Origin of the sequence: Paenibacillus chungangensis, from assembly GCF_042675905.1 — a bacterium.
GTDB classification, from domain to species: Bacteria; Bacillota; Bacilli; order Paenibacillales; family Paenibacillaceae; genus Pristimantibacillus; species Pristimantibacillus chungangensis.
Genome location: NZ_JBHTJZ010000063.1, coordinates 1 through 19,981 on the forward strand (window position 1 = coordinate 1; position 19,981 = coordinate 19,981).

Below are 19,981 nucleotides of genomic sequence, written 5' to 3' on the forward strand. Positions count from 1 at the left end.
TTATTGTGATGATTCTAGAAAGTCAAGGGGTTTTCGTGAACTTTGATGATATCTTTATGACTCTTATCGAATTACCTGGTTTTGGATTGAACTGCATAAGTCATGATAATGAGTTAATGGGGGGCACTATGAATGAAAACTGGTGGCTATTATTAGAGGCTGACTTTGGGGAATTAGGCCATGATCTTCAACGGTACTTGTATAATAGCTTCTATGCTTTTGCTTACCGTGAAATCTATTTTCTACTCAAAGATCACGCCCTGGCAGAAGATATCATCCAAGAGGCATTTCTCAAAGTAACCAAAAACTATCACCAACTGAATAATAAGAACTCGCTGAAACAATGGACAAAGCAAGTCATCCGGAATCAAGTTTTTGATACGATGAAAAAAAGGCGTCATGAAACAAGCCTAGAGAACGTCTATATGTTTGAACAGCAAATTGCTAATTCAGAAGTGGCCGCTACCGTGGAACATACGATTGAAGTTTCCGAGCGAAACCAGGTGCTCTATAAAACCATAATGGAGTTGAAACCTGAATACAGTACCCTTCTTATCAAATTCTACTTGGAAGAAATATCGTACAATGAAATAGCCACTGAATTAGGAATCAACAAACAAGTCGTTGCTACACGATTGTCCCGTGCAAGAAAAGCGCTTTTGGTCCAATTTTCAAAGAAATGGGGTGATGAGTTTGAATCAGGAGAATGATAAATTTGGTCGGCTTTGGGAGGACTTAGTTAAAGAGATCGAAGTACCAGATAGTACACCATCATGGAACGCCTTGCAGAAGAAACTAAATCGCCGGAAGCGTCGAAAAAACTGGCCTTCCGTGTTAAAATCATTTCGGGCATCGTGTGCGCCTCGCTGATTACCAGCATACTGATCTCTGGCAACAGCATTTCACAACAAGCACATGCCCACATTTCCGACTTTTTCCAAAATGTGATGCAGATCATCTTGCGGAAACCCGCTGATGATCCGGGCGCAGCCTTGACCATACCTCCACCGGCATTTGAAATGGACGATCAGAATAATGGACCGCCCAAGCCGGAAAAGGTTTCATTGGAGGGAGCACAGAACAAGCTGGCGTTTTCACTTTTGCTGCCTTCTTATACACCAGATAACCTGACGCTGGAGAACATCCGGATTTTTCAAGGCACCGATGGCCCGTTTCGCGCGGCTTACCTGGAGTACATTGATCCGACAGGTTTGCTAGTCAAAGTCAGCGAACGCCTGATTACGGACAACAGCTCGATTATAACTGAAATTCCGGCCGGAATCGGCCGTAGCAAAGACATTACGATTGATAAACATCCCGGCGTGCTTCTGGAAGCACCTGATGGCACCATCTTTGTCGAATGGATTGTGTTAGATGTAAAAATGCTGATCTCCGGTCCGTTAACGGAAGCAACCGCTCTCGCTTGGGCTGCATCCTTCCAACCTTAAAATCGAGTAGGAGGGGGCGCCTAGCCCCCGACCTCTCACACCACCGTACGTACCGTTCGGTATACGGCGGTTCATGTCATATTCCGCAAGGATTTATATCTGTCCGTTAAACTCTTCAAACCGTTATTCATCCAGAACAGGTTATTTAACGTAGTGTGAAGGATTGGACTACTTGCAATTCTCCAGTATTTCTTCCTTGTATTCCCCCATTCATATGCCTTCGACTTGGAGACGCCAAGTGCGATTAGCTTCCTCACTTTGGTGCGGGGTAGCTTCCACTGTTTCCAGACACACATGCGCAATCTTCTTCGTATCCATTCATCCAGTTCCTTGAAGATGCTCGGAGAATCCACTAATGCGTAGTAACTGCACCACACTACTGATCGTTGTAGCCGCGGGCTTTTTCACCGATTACTTTGCATAGTTCTTTTCTTTGCATAAGGGGGAGTCATAAGCCCACTTCTAGCCAACATCTATCTTCACCCGCTCGACCAAGCGATGACCGAAAGAGGACACAGGCTGACGCGATACGCGGATGACTTTGTCATCTGTTGCAAAACGCAAAAAGGGGCAGAACGCGTCCTGAGGTCGGTCGTCAGACTGCTGGAAAGAGAAATGAATTTAACGGTTCATCCGGAAAAGACGAAGATCGTCAACAGCAAAAAAGAATCATTTGTATTTCTAGGTCATCTATTCAAACCGGGAAAACGAATGACGCCATCAGATAAAGCGATGACGAAATTCAAAGAGCGGGTGAAGGAGATAAAGAGGCGGAATCAAACCGTGGACGTCCAGCAACTGGTGAAGAAAGTACTCAATCCATATATACGGGGATGGGGCAACTACTTCGGGACAGGTGATGTGCTGAAGAAGTTTCAAGACCTGGATGCTTGGATCAGAAGGCGACTTCGGACGGTGCAACTACGAAGCTGGCGAAAAGTGAGAAAACTCCACCGGGAGATGCGAAGAAGAGGATGGAAAGGCAGGGAAATGCCACAAATGCGTATGACCGCATGGCGGAACTCAAAAAGCCAACACGTCCATTATGCCCTGCCGAACAAGTGGTTTGAGGAAATCGGTCTATGTAGTCTTTATTTGATTTGCAAAGACCTTCGGTCCCAGCGGGGATAATCATGGAGGAGCCGGATGCGTCGACCCGCAAGTCCGGATCTGTGAGAGGCCTATGCGCTTGCGCATAGGCCTACTCGATTGGAGCTGGTGTACATGAGCATCAATTCGAGTAGTTCTGCTTCCTACTACTCTTCTTGTTCAAGCTCTGCAAGAATGCCATTAATTTCACTTTGAAGCTCTGCTAGCGTCCAATTGCGATCCCCGTGCAATTGAAGGGCGGTGATGATTTGCTCTACATTCATTTCATCGACATATTTCCCGGCGATTACACTAAGTTGGTTTTCAGAAATGAGTCCCCATATATCAGTTCGAGCTGCATCATTGATTTCACTAAGTAAAACAACCTTAATCGCTGAGATGATTGCGTCGATTTCACTTCGAAGCTCTGCTATAGTCCAATCGTGCGCTTCGTGCATTTGAAGAGTGGTTATGACTTGCTCTTCAATCGATCCATGGACATATCTCCCGGTAATTACACTAAGATGGTCTACGGAAATGAGTCCCCAATTATCACCTTGAGCTGCCGCATTGATATCCTCAAGTGAATCGTTAATCGAATCCAACATGGCGTCGATAAAAGTTTGAAGTAGGTCAGAAGACACTTCCCCGGTGTAACCATACCAAAGCATGTGCATAATACTAAGCAGGGTGTCTTCTGTAACGCCGATCATTCCGGCATCTTCAAATGTTTCTAGTGTGATGCCACTCCAATCACCCGAAGCCGATGCCGCATTGATCAAATCTAGTGACTCACTGGCAGATGCAGGAGCGATCGTCACCGTTACTGGCACGTTCAAAGTTAAGCCGCCATAGGTGACGACGATATCCGTGGTTCCCCTTGCAACTGCCGTAACGACGCCCTTATTGATTGTCGCGACGTTCGGCTTGGTGCTCTCATATAGCGCCACCCCGGTTACGTTGAGCGATGAGTGGTCATCGAAGCTCGCCGTAATGATCAGTGTCTGTTCCGCATTAACTGCCGTCAATGTAACATTGGACGGATTGGATGTCAGCTGCGTCAAGATCGGAGCAGGCGTCGTGATCGTACCCGAATATTGCTTAGTTACGGTTGCCGGAGGCGTTGCCGAATCCGTCGCGCTGATCGTAAAATCATACGCGCCGCTCACTGTTGGAGTTCCGGTAATTGCTCCCGTGCTTGGATTTAAAGTCAACCCCGCAGGCAGTGTTCCGCTCGCCACTGCATAAGTAACGGCTCCCGTTCCCCCAGACAGCTTCGCTACGCTGCCGGTATAGGGTTGTCCTTCAGTCAAAGGCGAAATCGAGTCTGGCAAAACGATTGGCATCGCGACCGTATATTCAAATGTCGCAACCGAGCTATTCGTCCACCCAGCCTTAACAGCGATAGCTTTAATCGTTAAACTGCTCGTAATGTTTATCGGTCCGGTATACGTCGTGCTGGACGTGGTCGGCGTGCCGCCATTTGTCGTATAGTAGATTGTTGCGTCAGCCGTTGCGCTAAGCGCTACTTGCGTACCTGACACGACGGCTCCGCCAGCAGGGTCGGCTGTCGGTGTCGCGAGAATCTGTACGGGTGAGCTGCCCACATAGAAAGTGTGACTGGCGTGCTTTAAATCGATTAATATCTCGATGGTATAAGGGCCTTCCGGAACATCATCACCTAACGTAAGGGGCAGCGATAAAGTGCCGGGCTCATCGGCAGGTGCGGCGACCAACGATCCGGCGGAGATCCCATGTACATCGCTAATGAAGATAACTCTACCCGAGTCCGGTGGTAAGGGAGCTAGCACCAAGTTGCCGTATAAATCATACAAATCTAAGTTCAAATGGTAAGTATGATTCCGGTACGCCTGCGAGACTTCTTGCCCGTTTAGGCGCAGTGAACCTCTGAAATTGATCCCGTTGCCGCGCGCTTTTATTCCGAGACTGAAATTTTTAGTGACTGAGACTTGGTTCGCCGCATCTCTCACTGTAATCGAAAATGAATTTGGCAAGGACTCGGATGAAGTATCTAGGACAACGAGCTTACGATTGGCGTCAATTGTAGCAGGAACAGTACTGATGACTTCAAATCCGGACAGATTTGACATCGACTCGCCGTACTGATTTTTAGCATCCACCATAATGCCCGTCGTCCCTCGGGAAACATTACTTCTGTTGTTAACAAAGGAAATCGTAACCACTCTCTCGTCAGATACATCTACGCTCCTTGAACCTATGACTGCTGACGAATCGGTGTAGCTTGCGGTTACGGTGTATGTTCCCTCCGTCAATTTCTCAGTGAGGGTCAAGTAGACTTTCTCATGATCCGGGACGGCTTGAAAATCTATTGGAGAGCCATTCTTTGAGACGGATAGACGAACCGCTGCTGGATCGATGCTCCTATTGAACCTCACTTCAAACTTGTTCGCCCCTACCGTCTTCGCATCCCGCATGGAGAGTGTCGTGTCAGTAGGAGTTGAAGGAGTTGAAGGAGTTGAAGGAGTTGAAGGAGCAGACGTCACAGGTGGATTGTTAGAGCTAACGCCTGTATATGTTGATCCACTTCCTAATGGAAAGTCCTTCATAGTGCCGTCCCTATAGACTACAGTATACGTATTGTTATACGAGTCAGGAGCAGTGGTTATGTTCCCGATCTCACCTTCACTTTCAATTGTGTTATTATTCCCGGAAATAGTAGCTTGACCTACGTTACCTATTGTCGTGACATTCGCATCGTTCCCGCTAACAGTAACGTTACTGACATTGCCTGTTACGATTGTTTGGGAATTACTGCCGATAACATTAAGGTTATCGAGATCGCCTGTTACACGCGTTTGGGAATTGTCTCCTGTATTAAGTGTACCTACGCCAGCTTGAATTGCAGCTACCGCAAATGGTCCAACAGAAGCAGCGACTACAACTGGAGTAGTGATAGCCGCTGCTCCAACTCCTGCACTTGCTCCACCAGCTGAAGATGTACTTGTAACTGTTACACTTGCTGCAGCAGGTGTATTTACATATGATAATACTTTTACTTCTCGCTCCTTAGCGATTTCTGGTGATACTGCTGCCGTCGCTTCTGCTGCAGTTGTAGGTGTTATTGTCGTATTGGTGTACATCATCATATGATTTATTGTACTCTGGACATCTATCGCGACTCTAACATCGCCAGATGGCTTATTCACTTCAACCTCGCCAAGATCCGATTCTACGATATAGTTAGAATTCATCCCTCCGCCGTGAACGAAAGTATTTCCGCCTACCTTAACGCCTAGAATCATGGCCTCGCCTTCGCCAATCCCCTCGCCAAAGGTTAGATTGCCTTTGATCGTCACGTTTCTTAGCAACACTCCGCTAGCGTTAAGAAGAACGTCGCCAGCGATCGTCTCATGGCCCGTTTCAGGTCCGTATACGCCTGCTTGATCATATACGACTGCGACTTTGACACCGAGCGCACGATCGAGCATGACGATCGTCTCGGCGCGTGTCATCATTTTATCGTATCCAAGCGTGCCGTTGTCATAACCGTTAATTATCCCTTTAGCAACGGCTGCACCCATCATGGCCTTGCTCCAATCGGGAACTTGAGCGGCGTCTGTAAATGTGCTCAGAGCGGCACTCGCGGAAGTGTCCAGCTTGAGCAGCTTGGCCATCATCACAGCCGCTTCCTGGCGTGTGACCTTATTGCCCGTTCTCATCGTGCCATCGCTATAGCCGCTAATATACCCGGCATGCAAAGCGATTGCGACCTGCTCGTACTCCCATCTCTGTGAATCTACATCTTTAACGGTCACTTCTGACTTGTCAGTAAGTCCAAAAGAACGGTTCACCAGAGCTATAAATTCTGCTCTTGTGATCGCTCCATCCGGCTTAAATGAGCCATCCCCATAACCCTTAATAAGGCCTTTGCCGATCCAATCCACCAGCTGTTTCTCCGCCCAATGCCCTTGGATGTCTGACTTTGTACCCTCTCTTGCTGCATAGGCAGCAGGGAGGGGCAAGCTCAGCAGCAACGCTAACAGCAAGCTGACCAGTCGTTTTTTCATCGTATTTTCCTCCTGTAGTGCAATAAATGATAAATAATTTCGATATTCCTCCTTGCATCTTATCATGGTATATTAGCCCATTAGTGAAATGTAAAGAAAACTTTAAGTTCGCGCTTGAAAACTTTGATTCGATGCAATATTAAGCGACTGTAACAGAAGATGCCGCGGCAAAGCGGTCGCTTTCCGCTTACTAGCCATGTGGAGTGTTGTTCACTGTTAGTGCGGAAAGACTAATAGTTGGGATGTAATGGAGGATAAAATAATGTAGCGAAATCCCTTTACTAAGCTGCATGTAACAGTATATTTTCGCGATAAACAGCTGGGGGCCATGCGTCCTTGAGGATTTCATTCGCGCGTCGCAACTCGCCTATTTCTTTTACTAATTCGATTTCATGCGCATTCTTATCGGCAGATGCATAAGCATGTCCGCTCCCGATATGTGCTTTGTCGCCGTGCTGGGCTCTTCTCTTTCTCCATTCGTGCAAAGTTGAAACGCATCCGAAAGTATCTGCAGTCAGGTGTGATGGTGATGGTCTTGTAAATTCGACTGTTGAAGGATCGAGGAAAAGCCCTATTCCAATAAAAATGCGGATCAAGAAACTTAACCAGTATTTGACGTATGAATTTGATGTCTGTCTTCACCTTCGATGTAAGGCAAAAAATGTAGTTTAATAATTGTTAGACCGATTTAATATGCGATAGCAACCGATTTATGCAGATAACGTTCGTTCTCCACGGCATCCAAAATAAAAGCGGCCACGTCTTCCCGTGCGATGCTGCGGCCAGGTCGTGAGGGGAGGCCTTCGATTGCAATACGCCATTCTCCCTTGCCCGGCTTGTCGGTTAGCCCCATCGGGCGTGCAACCGTATACGCCAATCCGGAATCTTGCAGCGACTTAACGGCCCTAGCATGATCCTGAAGGACGTTGCGCAGAACTCGCATAATTAGCTTGCCGAAGATGCCGTCAATTTCCCCATGAATGCCTGCCGAAGCCACATACCCGATTCGATCGATTCGGTTAACCAGCATGGCGGTTGTCAAAGCCTCCGCGGTATCGGACAGAAACGTTGAAGGTCCCGTTCCTTCTGTGCCCAGGCAGCTGATGACGGCATCGTGTCCGCTCATGGCGGCGGATAAATGATCGGCAGACGTTACATTCCCTGGTATGACCGTCAGCCTGTCATGAGGCTTTAGCTTATCCGGAGACCGGACGAATGCCGTAACTTGATGCCCCTTTTGAAGTGCCATTCGAATGACAATTTGTCCTGTTTTACCGGTTGCGCCTGCAACGAATAGTTTCATGCTTGGGATGTCCTCCTTCTCTCTACTGCATTTATTATATGCTGGAATATTCGGAAGAAGGAAGCTTCCGAGGAATCTTCGCCTCCGCGTTTGTCAATGAGCCTGACATAATCAACGAAAAAACTATCGTATGCACAGCAACGGGGTTGAGGGGAGGCGGTTGCGTATCTACAAGCTGCCGAAGCCGGGTTCCTAAGTAGTTAATATTGTAAAAGTAAGTCGTTCTGAGCAGGGGAGCGACAATTTTTGTCGAATAACATTTTTAAACGACAACAATAACAGGAGCGGTTAGAAAGGCACATGGCAGACAGACTGGAAAGAATGATGGGCATAATCGTGACGATGCTGATTCTGTTGATTGGATGGATGATGTGGGAGGATGGGCGGCCAGCGGCGATGCAGGGTCTCATTGCCGGCTACCTGGCACTCTATGCGCTACGGGAGTTCATTCCTTATTTTCGCGTTTCGCGAGGCTGGCCATATGCGGTCTATTGCGTTGCGCAATGGCTGCTGGCATTCGGAATCGTTATTTATGACGGCGATTTTATTAGCCAAGTATTTTTGTTCGTGTTAGTTGCCGAGGTCAGCTTTCGTTCCTTTCGTGCCGGAGCGGTTATGACGCTCGTCAGCTACCTGGGGTTTGCCATCGGTCATTGGATTCACTACGGATACCCTTCTTTTGAAGAGATTTCCTATATCTTTCCGAGAGCGTTCGAGTACTTGATCTTTTTCGGCATCAGCTCGCTGGCGAGGCTGGCGGTCATGCAGCGCCAACAGCTCGGGGCGGCTTACGAGAGGCTTGCGGAATCGGCTGTCCAGTTGGAGCGGCAGACGATCTTGCGGGAACGTACTCGTGTATCGAGGGAGCTGCACGATACGATGGGCCATACGCTTCTTGCTGCGTTGACCGGGGTGAAAGCGTCGCGCAAGCTTATGGGGTCAGACCCTGCATTGGTCGGGGAAATGCTGGAGCAGACGCAGGAACAGCTGGTGAAAGGGTTGCGGGAGGTACGGCAGGTTGTTGAGCTTCTCCAAGAGGAACGTTCGTTGCCTTCACTGCTTCCCGCTATTGAAGCGCTAATTAGGGAGACTGAACGGCAGATGGAAGTGACAATTGACGCCGATCTGCCTCCGTCCCTTCCACGATTTGCGCCGAAGGTCGAGATGGCGTTGTACCGCGCGCTGCAGGAAGGGCTGACCAACGGCGTTCGCCATGGCAAATGCGGCAAGTTTGATTTTTTGCTGGAGCTGTCCAACGATATGATTGTCTTTCAGTTGGATAACGATGGGCTGCCCTGGAGGGAACAGCCGTATGGCTTCGGGCTCACCTCCATGCAGGAACGCGTAAGGGAAACCGGGGGAACGCTCTCCGTTCGCGCTGGCAAGAAAGGAATAGGAATGAGAGAGAACGGCATGAGTCTCCGCATCGCAATTCCGTTCAAGCTTCAGGAGGACGAGTCAGAGCTGGCTGACGCTGAAGGAGATTATAACCAGAGCGACCGGCCATGACGACAAGGGAAGAGGGCCTTCAATAGACTGAAAGGGGAGAAGAGTCAGATTCTATGAACGATGAGATAACGCTTGTCATCGCGGACGATCAGCCGCTCATGCGTAAAGGGCTTGCAGCTTTACTCCATGCGGAGGAGGGCTTCCGAGTGCTTGGAACTGCGGCCGATGGTCAGGAAGCGGTGGAATTGATCGGTAAGCTGCAGCCGGCGGCGGCCCTGCTGGATATTCATATGCCTACTATGGACGGTCTGGAAGCGGCCCGCCGCATCAAGGAGCGCAGTCCGGACGTGCTGATATTTATGCTAACGACGTTCAAGGATGACGATTATATATGGCGGGCGATGCAGGCCGGAGCCGTTGGTTACTTGCTAAAGGACAGCGATACGGAAGATATGGTTCGGATTATTCGCGACGGCATGGCGGGAAGGATGAACTTCCCAGCGATCGTGCTGGAGCGACTGCAAGCTTGGCTGACAGCGGGCGGCGAATCGGTTTCGCCGGCAGACGAGGCCTCAAAGGCCGATAGGGAATGGGAAGAGCTGTTCTCGCCCCGCGAGATCGATATTATCCGATTGTTAATGAAAGGAAGGCGAAACAGTGATATTGCCGGCGAGCTGTTCTTGAGCGAGGGGACGGTTAAAAATTATGTCGGAGGGATATATCGAAAAATGAAAGTCGCCCGGCGCGGTGAAGCGATGGCGTGGCTTCAGGAGCGCATGGGCGGGCTCGATAGGATGTTAAGACCGTAGAACATATCGGTCAGCTAACCCCCGTGCATATGACGAAGGTCATATGCATGGGGTTTTTTTCAGTTGTTCATATGACGTTGTTCATCTATGGCGCCAAGCGGCATATTGTTACAATTCATAGAGAATCGGAGAGAGGGGCGTTTTTTTGATGAGAGCTGTCGTTCGCGTAAGCGGACAGGTACCGATTCGGCGGGCTTCGCAGGACGTGTTCGCGTTTGTGGCCGACGGACGCAATGATCCGTTGTGGCGCGGAGATATTCGCCATATCGAATATATCACGCCGGAGCCGGTCTGCCGGCACAGCCAGTACGTAGAGCGGATGGAGGAATGGGGAGTGCCGATGACCGCATGGTACAAGGTGACGGAGTATGAACCGAATCGCCTCATTGCAGCGAGAAGCTTTCGGACCTCCAGACCGATTATGCAGATGAATATTGGGATTAGAAGGACAGTGCTTCAAGAGAAGAATTATGCTCTTTTCGGTTATGAACTAGACTTAATCATAGACGACTCGCCGCTATACCGGCTGATTGCCCCCTTTTTGAAATATGCGGCGCAACAACGGTTGAATCATTATTTGCGGCAGCTGCAATGGCGCTTGGATAAAGAAAACGGGAGGTAAGACAATGAGTAAAAGGAATCATCGAGGGTTGTCGGTAGTGTTAATAGTGGCAACGATAATTTCGATACTGGCACCTGTAAGACATGTGGAAGCTTTATCCTCAGGCTCGGCTGTCTACGGTACGGAGCCATGGCTTCTGTCTGCCGAACGGGAGCCGGAAATCGACAAGAGCAAGCAAGCGCTTTATTTCGGAGTGCTGGAGGCGGCGACAGCTTCCGGATATACCGTCTCCCTGATCGAGCTTGAGGTGCTGGCAGGCGAGGAGGTATACGCTTATAAGCAGGAAGCCGGACAAATCGTTGAAGTGACTGTACGAAGCTATACGGATGTCGTCACAACGGATGGTTCGCGTCGTCTGCTTCCGCAAACGCCGGTCGTAGTGGCCGGCTACGAGCAGCCGGACGGACGCATTGAAGCGTTGGTCGTCGGCGATATGCAGACGGCGGAAATGGTGGAACCTGAACAGAACGGTCCGCTGACTGCAGAGCAGCTGCAGCGGCAAGCTGAAGCGTTCAATAGGCAAGAGGAAGTAATGGAATTGGGCGATCGCCAAAAAGGGTTTGACGGTCAGACTGTCAAGCAGGAAGTGTCCATTGAATCGGCTTCATCCCAGGAGGGGGCTATAACAGCAATGGCCGATCCGAACGAATGGGCGGACAAGCGTTATGCTACAGTATCGGGAGATTATTCGAAATCCTACAAATGGAACCAAAGCGTCCCTGCCGTGAAGGTAGGCGCATTTTTAACCGTTTCCTTGTACTTTGAAGCATTTGCGGGACTGGATTTAAACTGGAGCTTTCCGTTTGAAGTCGATGCGCGCCTGGAGAAGCCGCTGCGGTATTTGCCGTATCAGGAAAGCCGTCTGTTGCCCGGAGAGACGCTTCAGCAACGGGACCAGCGGATGCTGCGGAACAAGGCGATGCTGGAGGTGGACGTGAAGCCGCTCCGCCAGGAAGAGCATCGTACGCTGTTTGCAGAGACGGGGCTTCGTCTGAACGTTGGTCTCAAGGGAACGGTTGTCGGCCACGATTTCGACGTCAAACTCGATATTCTGAAGATTGCCGGCGCCGCCAGCGGCGTATCGCCGGGATTGCACATGCAGGTCGGAGGCAAGTATGCGGCTCCGCTCTTCGGCAAGTCCGAGGCTTTTGGTATTAAGGAAAAAATCGGTCTCGACAAAGAAGTGCTCGATTGCAACGTCATCTCCTGTACCATCGATCTGTTCACAGATGATTCGATCGGTATCGGTTTGCCGTTTTTCGAGGCGGGGGTATTTTCAATCGGATTTCTGATGCAGCCTGTCGTAATGGTTTATGGCGACTATCCGAAGTTGACTGGATTCGAAGCAACCGACGGACTCACGGTGGAGACTATGTCCGGCTACGATCACGGGTTCCGCAATGTACCGGTTCCGGTGCAGGAGACTTCCGTTATTTATCCTTATGACGCGCTGCTGCTGCATGTATCGGATATCGGCGCAACACCGCCACCGCAGCTCGCGGACGAGGAAGGAACGTTTGAGCTGAGTTTTGACGTAGACTATCATCCGCGAGCCATGATCGGATTCGTCTATCAGGGTACGATTAAGGCCAAGAAGCTAGGCATCGGAGGCGAAGTGCGATTGCCGATGATGACGCTGCCTGTTCCGTTCAACTTCGATCTGTCCGCATTGGGGGGCGGTAGCGGCAGGGCGACGTTGACCTGCTCCAGCAAGGAGCAGACGATCGAGAATTGCTCCGGAGGCGCATTGTCTTATGTCAGCGAATCCGTAATCAAGCCGATGGAACTATCGATCGGCGCGTTGCCGGATGCGGTCGGCGGCGCTTACTACGACTCTGGCGAGCTTCAGGCTCTCGGAGGAGCCGGCAACACGACGCTCAAGGCGTCCGGCTTGCTGCCTGAAGGGCTAGAGCTGGCGCGCGTCGGCTCTGCGCCGAACGGGAACGGTAAATATCGGCTTGAAGGAACGCCGCAGACACGTGAAGGGGTATACGCGATACGCCTGAAGGCAACGGACCGTGAAGGGGGCAGCCGCGAGTTCGAGCTTCCGCTTTCCGTCAACCAAATGTATCCGGAGCGAATCGAGGCTGAGCTGCAGACTGGACAGTTATGGAGCCGGCAATTCCGGCTCTCGCAGCCGGACGGCACAAGCGCCGACGGTGTAATCTGGCGGGTGGAAGGCAACTTGCCGGCGGAGATGTACGAGCTGAACGAACAGGGGCGACTGCAGACGGTGCCGTCCCAGCTGACAGCTGGCGATTATGAATTCGAGGTGATAGCGGAATGGAACGGTGCGCTATACCGCACGGGAACGAAGCATCGGCTGCGCGTTAGTGAGGCGGACGTAAGGAACGAGCGGGAATGGAGCGTCGTTCACGCCGAGCCGACGGGTATGGTGAGAGGCTACGGCAGCGCGCTCTGGCACGATCAGCTGGGCAGTCTCGCCCTGGTGTTGCCGGGCCGCGGAGCGGTGCTTTACGATGGAAGCGCGTTTGAGCAGGCGGCGCAACTGGAACTGCCGTACCATACCTCCATGTCTTACGTTTATCCGGAAGGTGAGGCGGAGGACGGTTGGGCTTATATTTTCGGTGGAGCGGAGCAGCCTTACTATTATCAAGGCGATTACGCGGGCGATGTCTACCGCTGGGACGAGCGGGGCGTAATAAGACTGTACGAGGATCCGAAGGACGGGTCGGGGCCGACGGTGTTCGATGCCGCAACAGCGGCGTTGCCGGACGGACGGCTGCTCGTCTTCGGAGGCGATTACGGAAACTACCATCAATCCGGAGCCTATAAGCCCAAGCTGTCGAATGAGACGTGGCTGTTCCATCCGGACGAGGGAAGATTTGAAAAAGTCGCAGCGTTGAATAGTCCGAGCCCGCGCAGCGGGAAGCAAATTATGACCTATGTGCCGGAAATCGGGAAGGCGGTGCTGATCGGTCAACATTTAAACGGAGCCGCCTTTGTGCCGCAGGAGCGCGAGGAGGAGATTTGGCTGTTCGATCCCGATACGCTGCAGTGGTCCGAGGCGGAAGGCGGCAGCAAGCTGACGTTGTCGCCGGATGAAGGCACGCAGCTGGTCTATTCGCGCGGCGAACGCAAGCTGTACGTGCTGGTTACAGAAACGACTCCCGCGACGATAAGGGAGCAGGACCGCCCTATTACTGTTGAACGGCTGTACTCGATATCGACCGAAGGCGGGCAATTGGGCGGGCTTATCGACGAATCCGGAAGGCTGCCGAAGGAAAGCGAAGCCTGGGGCCGCGGGGGAGCGGGTTTTGCGTATGACGAACACAATGGCCGACTTGTTTATCTGGATGACAAGGCTTATTCCAGACTTGACGTCTGGTCGTACTCGCTACCGCTGGCGGAGAGCGATAAGACAGCTTTGACGGCCGACGGAGAGGACAAGGCGGAGTTTCAATTTGATCTGGGTCGGTACGTCGATGATCCGAGCCAGTGGCTTGTACGTTGGCTACCGGCGGGCCGCTCTTCGTTGCTGGGCGAGGAGGAATCCCGCGTAACCGCTCCAGATGAACACGGAATCGTACGCTTGAGCGTATCTTACGACAACTATGCGATGACGGGAACCCGCTCGGGCAGCTTGCTGCTGATCGCCGAGCACGCCACGAACGGCAGCCGGATTCCGATCGGATATGCGCGCATCGCTCTGCATCCCGTTCCAGCTAGCACGGCGAACAGCCGCGTCCAGCTAACTCCGGATATTCACGACTATTGGGGCGATACCGGAATGATGCATGCATTGGCGACGATGCAATCGGAACTGACCATTATGCTTCGCTCGGAAGGCGGCTATAGCGCCGGCGCATCTGAGTCCGGCGGAGCTTATAAAGGCGAGCCGCTGGCCGGCCGCAAGCTAACCCTTCTGAACGCGGAGGAACTGGAGCGGCAAGGGCTGCGCGTCTATACGGGAGAAATCGGGGATGCTTCGATGGATCGCAACGATTATGACGAATACAAGTTTCTGGCCACATTCGAAGGCTACAGCCAATCCGTATATACGGACGACAACGGGCAGGTGAAGCTAAACGTGGTCAACATATATCCGGATCGACTGCCAATCGGGGAATATCCGCTTCGATTCGAGGTGGGGGATGGAAGCGGATTAATCGTGGAGACGACACTGGAAGTGCTGCCAAGACAGCCGGAGCCGGTTCGAGCGAGCTACGGCTACGAGCTGTGGGCGAGCGAGCCGTTCGTCATGAACGTGGCTCTGGACGGATACGAGCAATGGCATTCCTATGCCTGTTCCGACGCAAGCCCGCTGTCTTGCTTCGAGCTGGTCTCCGGCCAGTTGCCGGATGGGATGGCGCTGAACCGGAGAAGCGGTACGATCAGCGGTATTCCGCGCGAGGAAGGCGTCTACGAGGTCGGCGTCAAGACGCCGTACCAAGCGGACGGAACGGCCAATGTTGCCGTGATGTTTACGGTCCTTCAGCCCCTGAGGCTTGATCCGTCCAAGCGCGAGTGGAGATTTGCGGCGCAGGTCGGCGATCCGTTCCATTATGCGTTGTCGGAGCAAGTGAAAGGCGGAGTCGGGCCGTTCTCCTTTGAGCTGATCGAAGGAACGCTACCTCCAGGCCTCTCTTTCTCCGCAGACGATGAGGGTCGGACTGCCGGTTATTTGGCGGGCACGTTCACGAAGGCTGGCGTGTATTCTGTCAAGGTGAACATATCTGAAGCCGAATTACGCGCATCGGCTACAGACAGCGGAGGGCATATCGCCACCGCGCCGCGTTCCGTCGAAAAAACTTTGATTTTCAACATAAGCGAAGCGGAGAGCTACGGAACAGCTTTCAGCGTCTTTGACAAGGTCAAGGTTACAACGGAAGCGGGGTTATGGGTAAGCGGTCTGGACGGCATTCCCGAAGGCGGCAGCGCAGGGGCCTTCACGCCATACGGGGGCAGCGCATATTACAAGCTGATCCGTCCCTCTACAACGATGCCGGCTCCTTTCGAGTTGATCTATGATGAATACTCGCAGGTATACGCCGACGATTGGTTGGGCTGGTACTACTGGTCGCCGCATGATGGCGCATGGCTGCCTTTCGCCGACGGTTCGTATTCTACCGAAGGAGCGGCTGCCCTCGTGTCCGGAGACGCCGAGCTACGGCAGGCTTGGCGGCGCGGAGCGGATCGTTTTATGGGTTACTACGAATATGATTATTTATATGTGGCGATCGGCCAGGCGCCGCAGCCAGCGCCTGTGCTGCTTGAGGCAATCGACCAGGGCTTTACCGATGGAGCCGGAAGCCTGCTGGTGCAGCTCACAGGCGAGCACTTCACAGAAGACGGCAAAGTATATGTCGGTGCGAGAGAGGCGCTGCAATCTTACGTCAACTATTCGGATGGGACTGGCATGTCGGTCTTCCTGCCGCCGGGATACGGCACGAAGGACGTGGTCGTCGTCACTCGAGGCGGGGTCAGCAATGCTGTGCCGTTCACGTATGCGGGCGAACCGAAAACACCGGCCTACGATCTGGAACTGAGGGTATCCGTCAAGACGAAGGAAGAGGCGGAGGCGGTTGATCCGGGCAAATGGTTTTTGTTCGAGGGGGATCAAGTCGTCTATGTCGATCTGTACGACGGCAGCGGAAAGCGCGTCGCATTGGACGAGGTGCTGCTGAAAGAAACGGAAGCCTGTGACAGCTTGCCGGAAGAAGAGCGGGGCCGCTGCTTCGATCCGTCATTTACGCTTGCGAACTGGACGAATATCTATGACAACAGCACGGAAACGTTGCAGTTCAGATGTTTGCCGTCAGGCGGGTCCTCGTGTGAGGAGGAGTCTGGTTATCACGCTTCTCCCATTATTAAGGGAACGCTGGCGCCGGACGGCACGTTCCGCGCCGTGCTGCGGCGAACGGTCGACTTGTGTGTGGAGGAATGCGGCTCCGACGATGAGTCGGAGGTGCCGGATGAGACCTATCCTGGAGCGGAGATCGATGTCGTCATCTCGAACGAGGACGGTTATTACGGCCGCGTAATCGGTAACGCGCCGGCTCCGGAGCGCGACAATTACGCCTCCGATGCGACTGAGCCGCTGCGGATCGAGACGGCGGCGCTGAGTGAGCTGCAGCTTGATGCATCCGAGCCGTACGCGTTCATGCTGCAGGCGGCCGGCGGTCGGGAAGGCAGCTACGAATGGCGATGGGGCGACAGCTTCAGCGTGCCGCCCGGACTGGTGCTGGAGAGGGAGACGGGCTTGCTGCGAGCCGCTGAGCTGACCGGCGATCCGTCCGTTCCGAATATTCAGCCGGGTACTTACGCACTGACGATCGCCGTTAGTGACGGCCTGACCAGCGCTTCGCGCTCGTATACGCTGACGGTTACCGGTCAGCCGGAGCGGAATATTGCGCTGTCCGGACTGTTGGTCCATCAGGGCAATCCGCAAGAGCCGCTGCCGCTGCAGGGTGCGGAGGATGAATTAGGAACGAGTCTGTACGCAGCTATTCCTTACGAGACGGACGATTTATACGTGCTGCCTTTCTTGGGCGAATATACGGAACACGGGCAGACCGTTACAGATTCTGTCTACCGCGTCTACGCCGAAGTCAGCGTCGCCGGAAGTCTGGTGCCGCCTCAGCCGGACGGCTCGTTCAAAGTGAGTCCGGGAGAAGGCTGGACGGACATTCGGATTGCGGCCTTGGTCAAGGAGGGCGACACGCTGGTCACCGCTCGCATGTATACCTTGCTCGTGAAGAAAAGTCAATCGGCTGAGCTGGAGCGGCTGCAGGTGAACGCGCCAGGCGCGTACGAAACGATCGAGCTGCCGCTGAAGGAAAGCAGCGGCGAGGCGCTGGCGACAATTCCTGCCGATACGAATTATATAACCGTTCGTCCGTCGGCCGTTGATCCGACAGCGGTCATTCGGCTGACGGTGAACGGTGAACCGGCCTCCGAACGATATCTGACCAGCGGATGGGAAAGCTCTGCGATCTACCTACCGGCGGGGGATCGTCATCAATTGACGATAACCGCCTCCGTTACGGATGGATCGGGAGAGCAGGTCTCCCGAACGTATACGGTTAACGTCGTAAAGACATTATCCGCCGATGCGTCGCTTGGCGCGTTGGCATTCAGTCCGGAATGGCTGACAGAGACTTATGCGGGGCAAGCGGTTGTCGAACTGGAAGTGCCTTACGAGCAAAGCGCCATTATGATGCTCGCCACGCCTTCGCATCCGTCCGCCGGCTTGACGGTTGCGGTTAACGGCTTGCCGGCGCATCCGGACGCAGGAGGCGAATATTCCCTTCAGCTGAGGCCGGGCGGTAATGAGGTAAAGCTTGAGGTGTTGGCGGAAAATGGCTATACCCGATCAATTTATACGGTTCTCGTGAACCGAACGTTATCCAATCGCGCTTCGCTGGCTAATCTTGAGACTGATTTCTTCGACCTGGACTTTGATCCTGCCGTTCATGCATACACCGCGGCGGTTCAATCCGACATAGACACGGTACGTCTTGCTCCTATGCCGGAGGATGCCGGAGCCACGCTCGAGCTGTTCCTGAACGGAGCAAAGCGGCAGGGCGCGGAAGGCCGCTTCGAGCTGCGTCTTATGCCAGGCGACAACGACATTCGCATTCGCGTCACAGCTGCCGACGGTGTGACGACGAGGCAGTACCGGGTGACGGTGCAGCGGGCATATCTGGAGCCGGAACAGGTCAGCGCGAACGCGCAGCTGGCTGCGCTGCAGCTGCAAGCCGGGACGGCGGGCAGGATCGTGCCGCTCAGCCCGGCCTTCCGGCCCGGTATGTACACGTACACTGCCGCCGCTGAAGCCGGCACGGCAATCGTCGCGTTGTCGGCGCCCGCTGCCAACTTCGGAGCGACGGTTCTCGTTACGCGTAACGGCTTGCCCGTGGAGGCGGGCGCGGACGGCCGATACGTATTGGACGTGACGGACGCTTCCGTCCATGACATCGTCGTCCGCATCCTTGCCGAAGACGGCATGAACAACCAAGCGTATCGGATTCGCTTGACGCTGGACGTTCCGTCTTCCGGCGGCGGGGACGATGGCGGCACCGGAGACGGAGGCGGAGAAGGCAGCGGTTCCGACTCTGAGAGCGATCAAGGCGCCCTTTGGACGGAAGAACTCATGTATGGCGACGGCTTTAAATTGACTGTCCAAGGCCACACTGCTCCTGCCGCGTCGAAACCCGTTATTCGCATTACAGAAAAAAGCGTTCGGGAAGCGGCTTGGGATGCGATGCCGGATGGCTGGCCCGATGGATTTCCGCTGACAGTCGCCTATGAAGCGGCTGCTGCTCCGGCTTCGAACGAGCTGCGGGCCGTCGTTGAATTTGCATTAGGTGTCACGCCAGACATACTGCCTGACGGCTACCGTCTGCAAGCCTTCGTATACGATGCCGAAGCGAAGAAGTGGCTGCCGCTTGCCAGTAGGCTCGGGTTCGGTACGCTTACGGCCGAAAGCAGTCAACTGGGGGCGTTTGCGCTTTTCCTGGTCGGTTCGACCGGTATTCCGGCAACCGACGGAGATACCGGCGCCGCCTTCGGCGATACAGCCGGCCATTGGGCGGAGCCATGGATTGCGCTTGGCACGGCCCTTGGTTACGCGAACGGGTTCGAAGACGGCTCCTTCCGTCCGCAACGACCGATCAGCCGAATTGAATTCATAGCCATGCTGATGCGCGCTGGCGAGCACAGTGCCTTATTCGGACCGCATCGCGGGCCGCTTGAACAAGTCGACGGATCGGGAACGGATCGGGTGTCCGCCCAAGCGAATCTTGAAGCAACGGATTCGGATCGCTTGCCGCCGTTCGCGGACTGGGCGGATATGCCGGCATGGGGGACGGAGTATGTGTTGACAGCCCATCGTTATGGCATCGTGCAAGGTTATGCCGACGGCACTTTCCGTCCTCATGAGTCGATCACAAGAGCGGAGATGATGACGATGTTGGCAAGATCGCTTCAGCTGCCGGAAGGGGATCCGTCGGCGTTGAACAGCTTCAAGGATGAAGAGGCGGTGCCTGAGTGGGCGATGTCCGCGGCAGCGTCCTTGATGGAAGCCAGGCTCGTGAACGGCCGCAGCGAAGGGCTACTCGCTCCGCTCGAGCAGACGACCCGCGCAGAGGTGATCAAGCTGCTTGTAGAAGTCTATCTGAATACGCTAAGGAATGTCTTATAATCGAGTAACGTTCATCGTCAATAGGCACTGCAGCTCGCACTCAGCA

9 protein-coding genes and 1 pseudogene are annotated in these 19,981 nt (G+C 53.4%); 7 read left to right on the plus strand and 3 right to left on the minus strand.

What is annotated here, in order from left to right:
- Both ACFQ2I_RS20170 and ACFQ2I_RS20175 read left to right on the plus strand, forming a co-directional pair.
- Positions 1-710, plus strand: a 710-nt coding sequence (locus ACFQ2I_RS20170; protein ID WP_377567465.1) for an RNA polymerase sigma factor, incomplete at its 5' end; no start/stop codon positions are given.
- A 63-nt stretch (positions 711-773) separates the two neighbouring features.
- Entirely contained in the window at positions 774-1,448 is a 675-nt protein-coding gene (locus ACFQ2I_RS20175; protein ID WP_377567467.1) for a hypothetical protein, read from the plus strand.
- Positions 1,449-1,519: 71 nt separating this feature from the next.
- Here ACFQ2I_RS20175 and ACFQ2I_RS20180 read toward each other — a convergent pair.
- Positions 1,520-1,822 (minus strand): annotated as a pseudogene (locus ACFQ2I_RS20180) (group II intron maturase-specific domain-containing protein); the annotation flags it as partial.
- A 76-nt stretch (positions 1,823-1,898) separates the two neighbouring features.
- On the opposite strand from ACFQ2I_RS20180, the gene ACFQ2I_RS20185 reads away from it, so the two are divergent.
- Positions 1,899-2,579, plus strand: coding sequence for a group II intron maturase-specific domain-containing protein (locus ACFQ2I_RS20185; RefSeq protein WP_377567503.1), 681 nt, complete (start codon positions 1,899-1,901; stop codon positions 2,577-2,579).
- Positions 2,580-2,704: 125 nt separating this feature from the next.
- On the opposite strand, the gene ACFQ2I_RS20190 is transcribed toward ACFQ2I_RS20185, so the two are convergent.
- Positions 2,705-6,586, minus strand: coding sequence for an S-layer homology domain-containing protein (locus ACFQ2I_RS20190; protein ID WP_377567469.1), 3,882 nt, complete (start codon positions 6,584-6,586; stop codon positions 2,705-2,707).
- A gap of 688 nt (positions 6,587-7,274) precedes the next feature.
- The gene (locus ACFQ2I_RS20195; RefSeq protein ID WP_377567471.1) at positions 7,275-7,889 is read right to left on the minus strand and encodes an NAD(P)-dependent oxidoreductase; all 615 of its coding nucleotides are present in this window, start codon (positions 7,887-7,889) and stop codon (positions 7,275-7,277) included.
- A 300-nt stretch (positions 7,890-8,189) separates the two neighbouring features.
- Between ACFQ2I_RS20195 and ACFQ2I_RS20200 the strand changes: the two genes are divergently transcribed.
- From ACFQ2I_RS20200 to ACFQ2I_RS20215, 4 genes are all read left to right on the plus strand, one after another.
- A complete protein-coding gene (locus tag ACFQ2I_RS20200) occupies positions 8,190-9,398 on the plus strand; it encodes a sensor histidine kinase (RefSeq protein WP_377567473.1) in 1,209 nt (402 codons plus the stop codon).
- 53 nt (positions 9,399-9,451) lie between these two features.
- Entirely contained in the window at positions 9,452-10,147 is a 696-nt protein-coding gene (locus ACFQ2I_RS20205; RefSeq protein WP_377567475.1) for a response regulator, read from the plus strand.
- A 148-nt stretch (positions 10,148-10,295) separates the two neighbouring features.
- The gene (locus ACFQ2I_RS20210) at positions 10,296-10,769 is read left to right on the plus strand and encodes a hypothetical protein (protein ID WP_377567477.1); all 474 of its coding nucleotides are present in this window, start codon (positions 10,296-10,298) and stop codon (positions 10,767-10,769) included.
- Positions 10,770-10,773: 4 nt separating this feature from the next.
- Complete coding sequence (locus ACFQ2I_RS20215; RefSeq protein ID WP_377567479.1) at positions 10,774-19,935, plus strand: cadherin-like beta sandwich domain-containing protein; 9,162 nt, start codon at positions 10,774-10,776, stop codon at positions 19,933-19,935.
- The last annotated feature ends 46 nt before the right edge of the window (positions 19,936-19,981 follow it).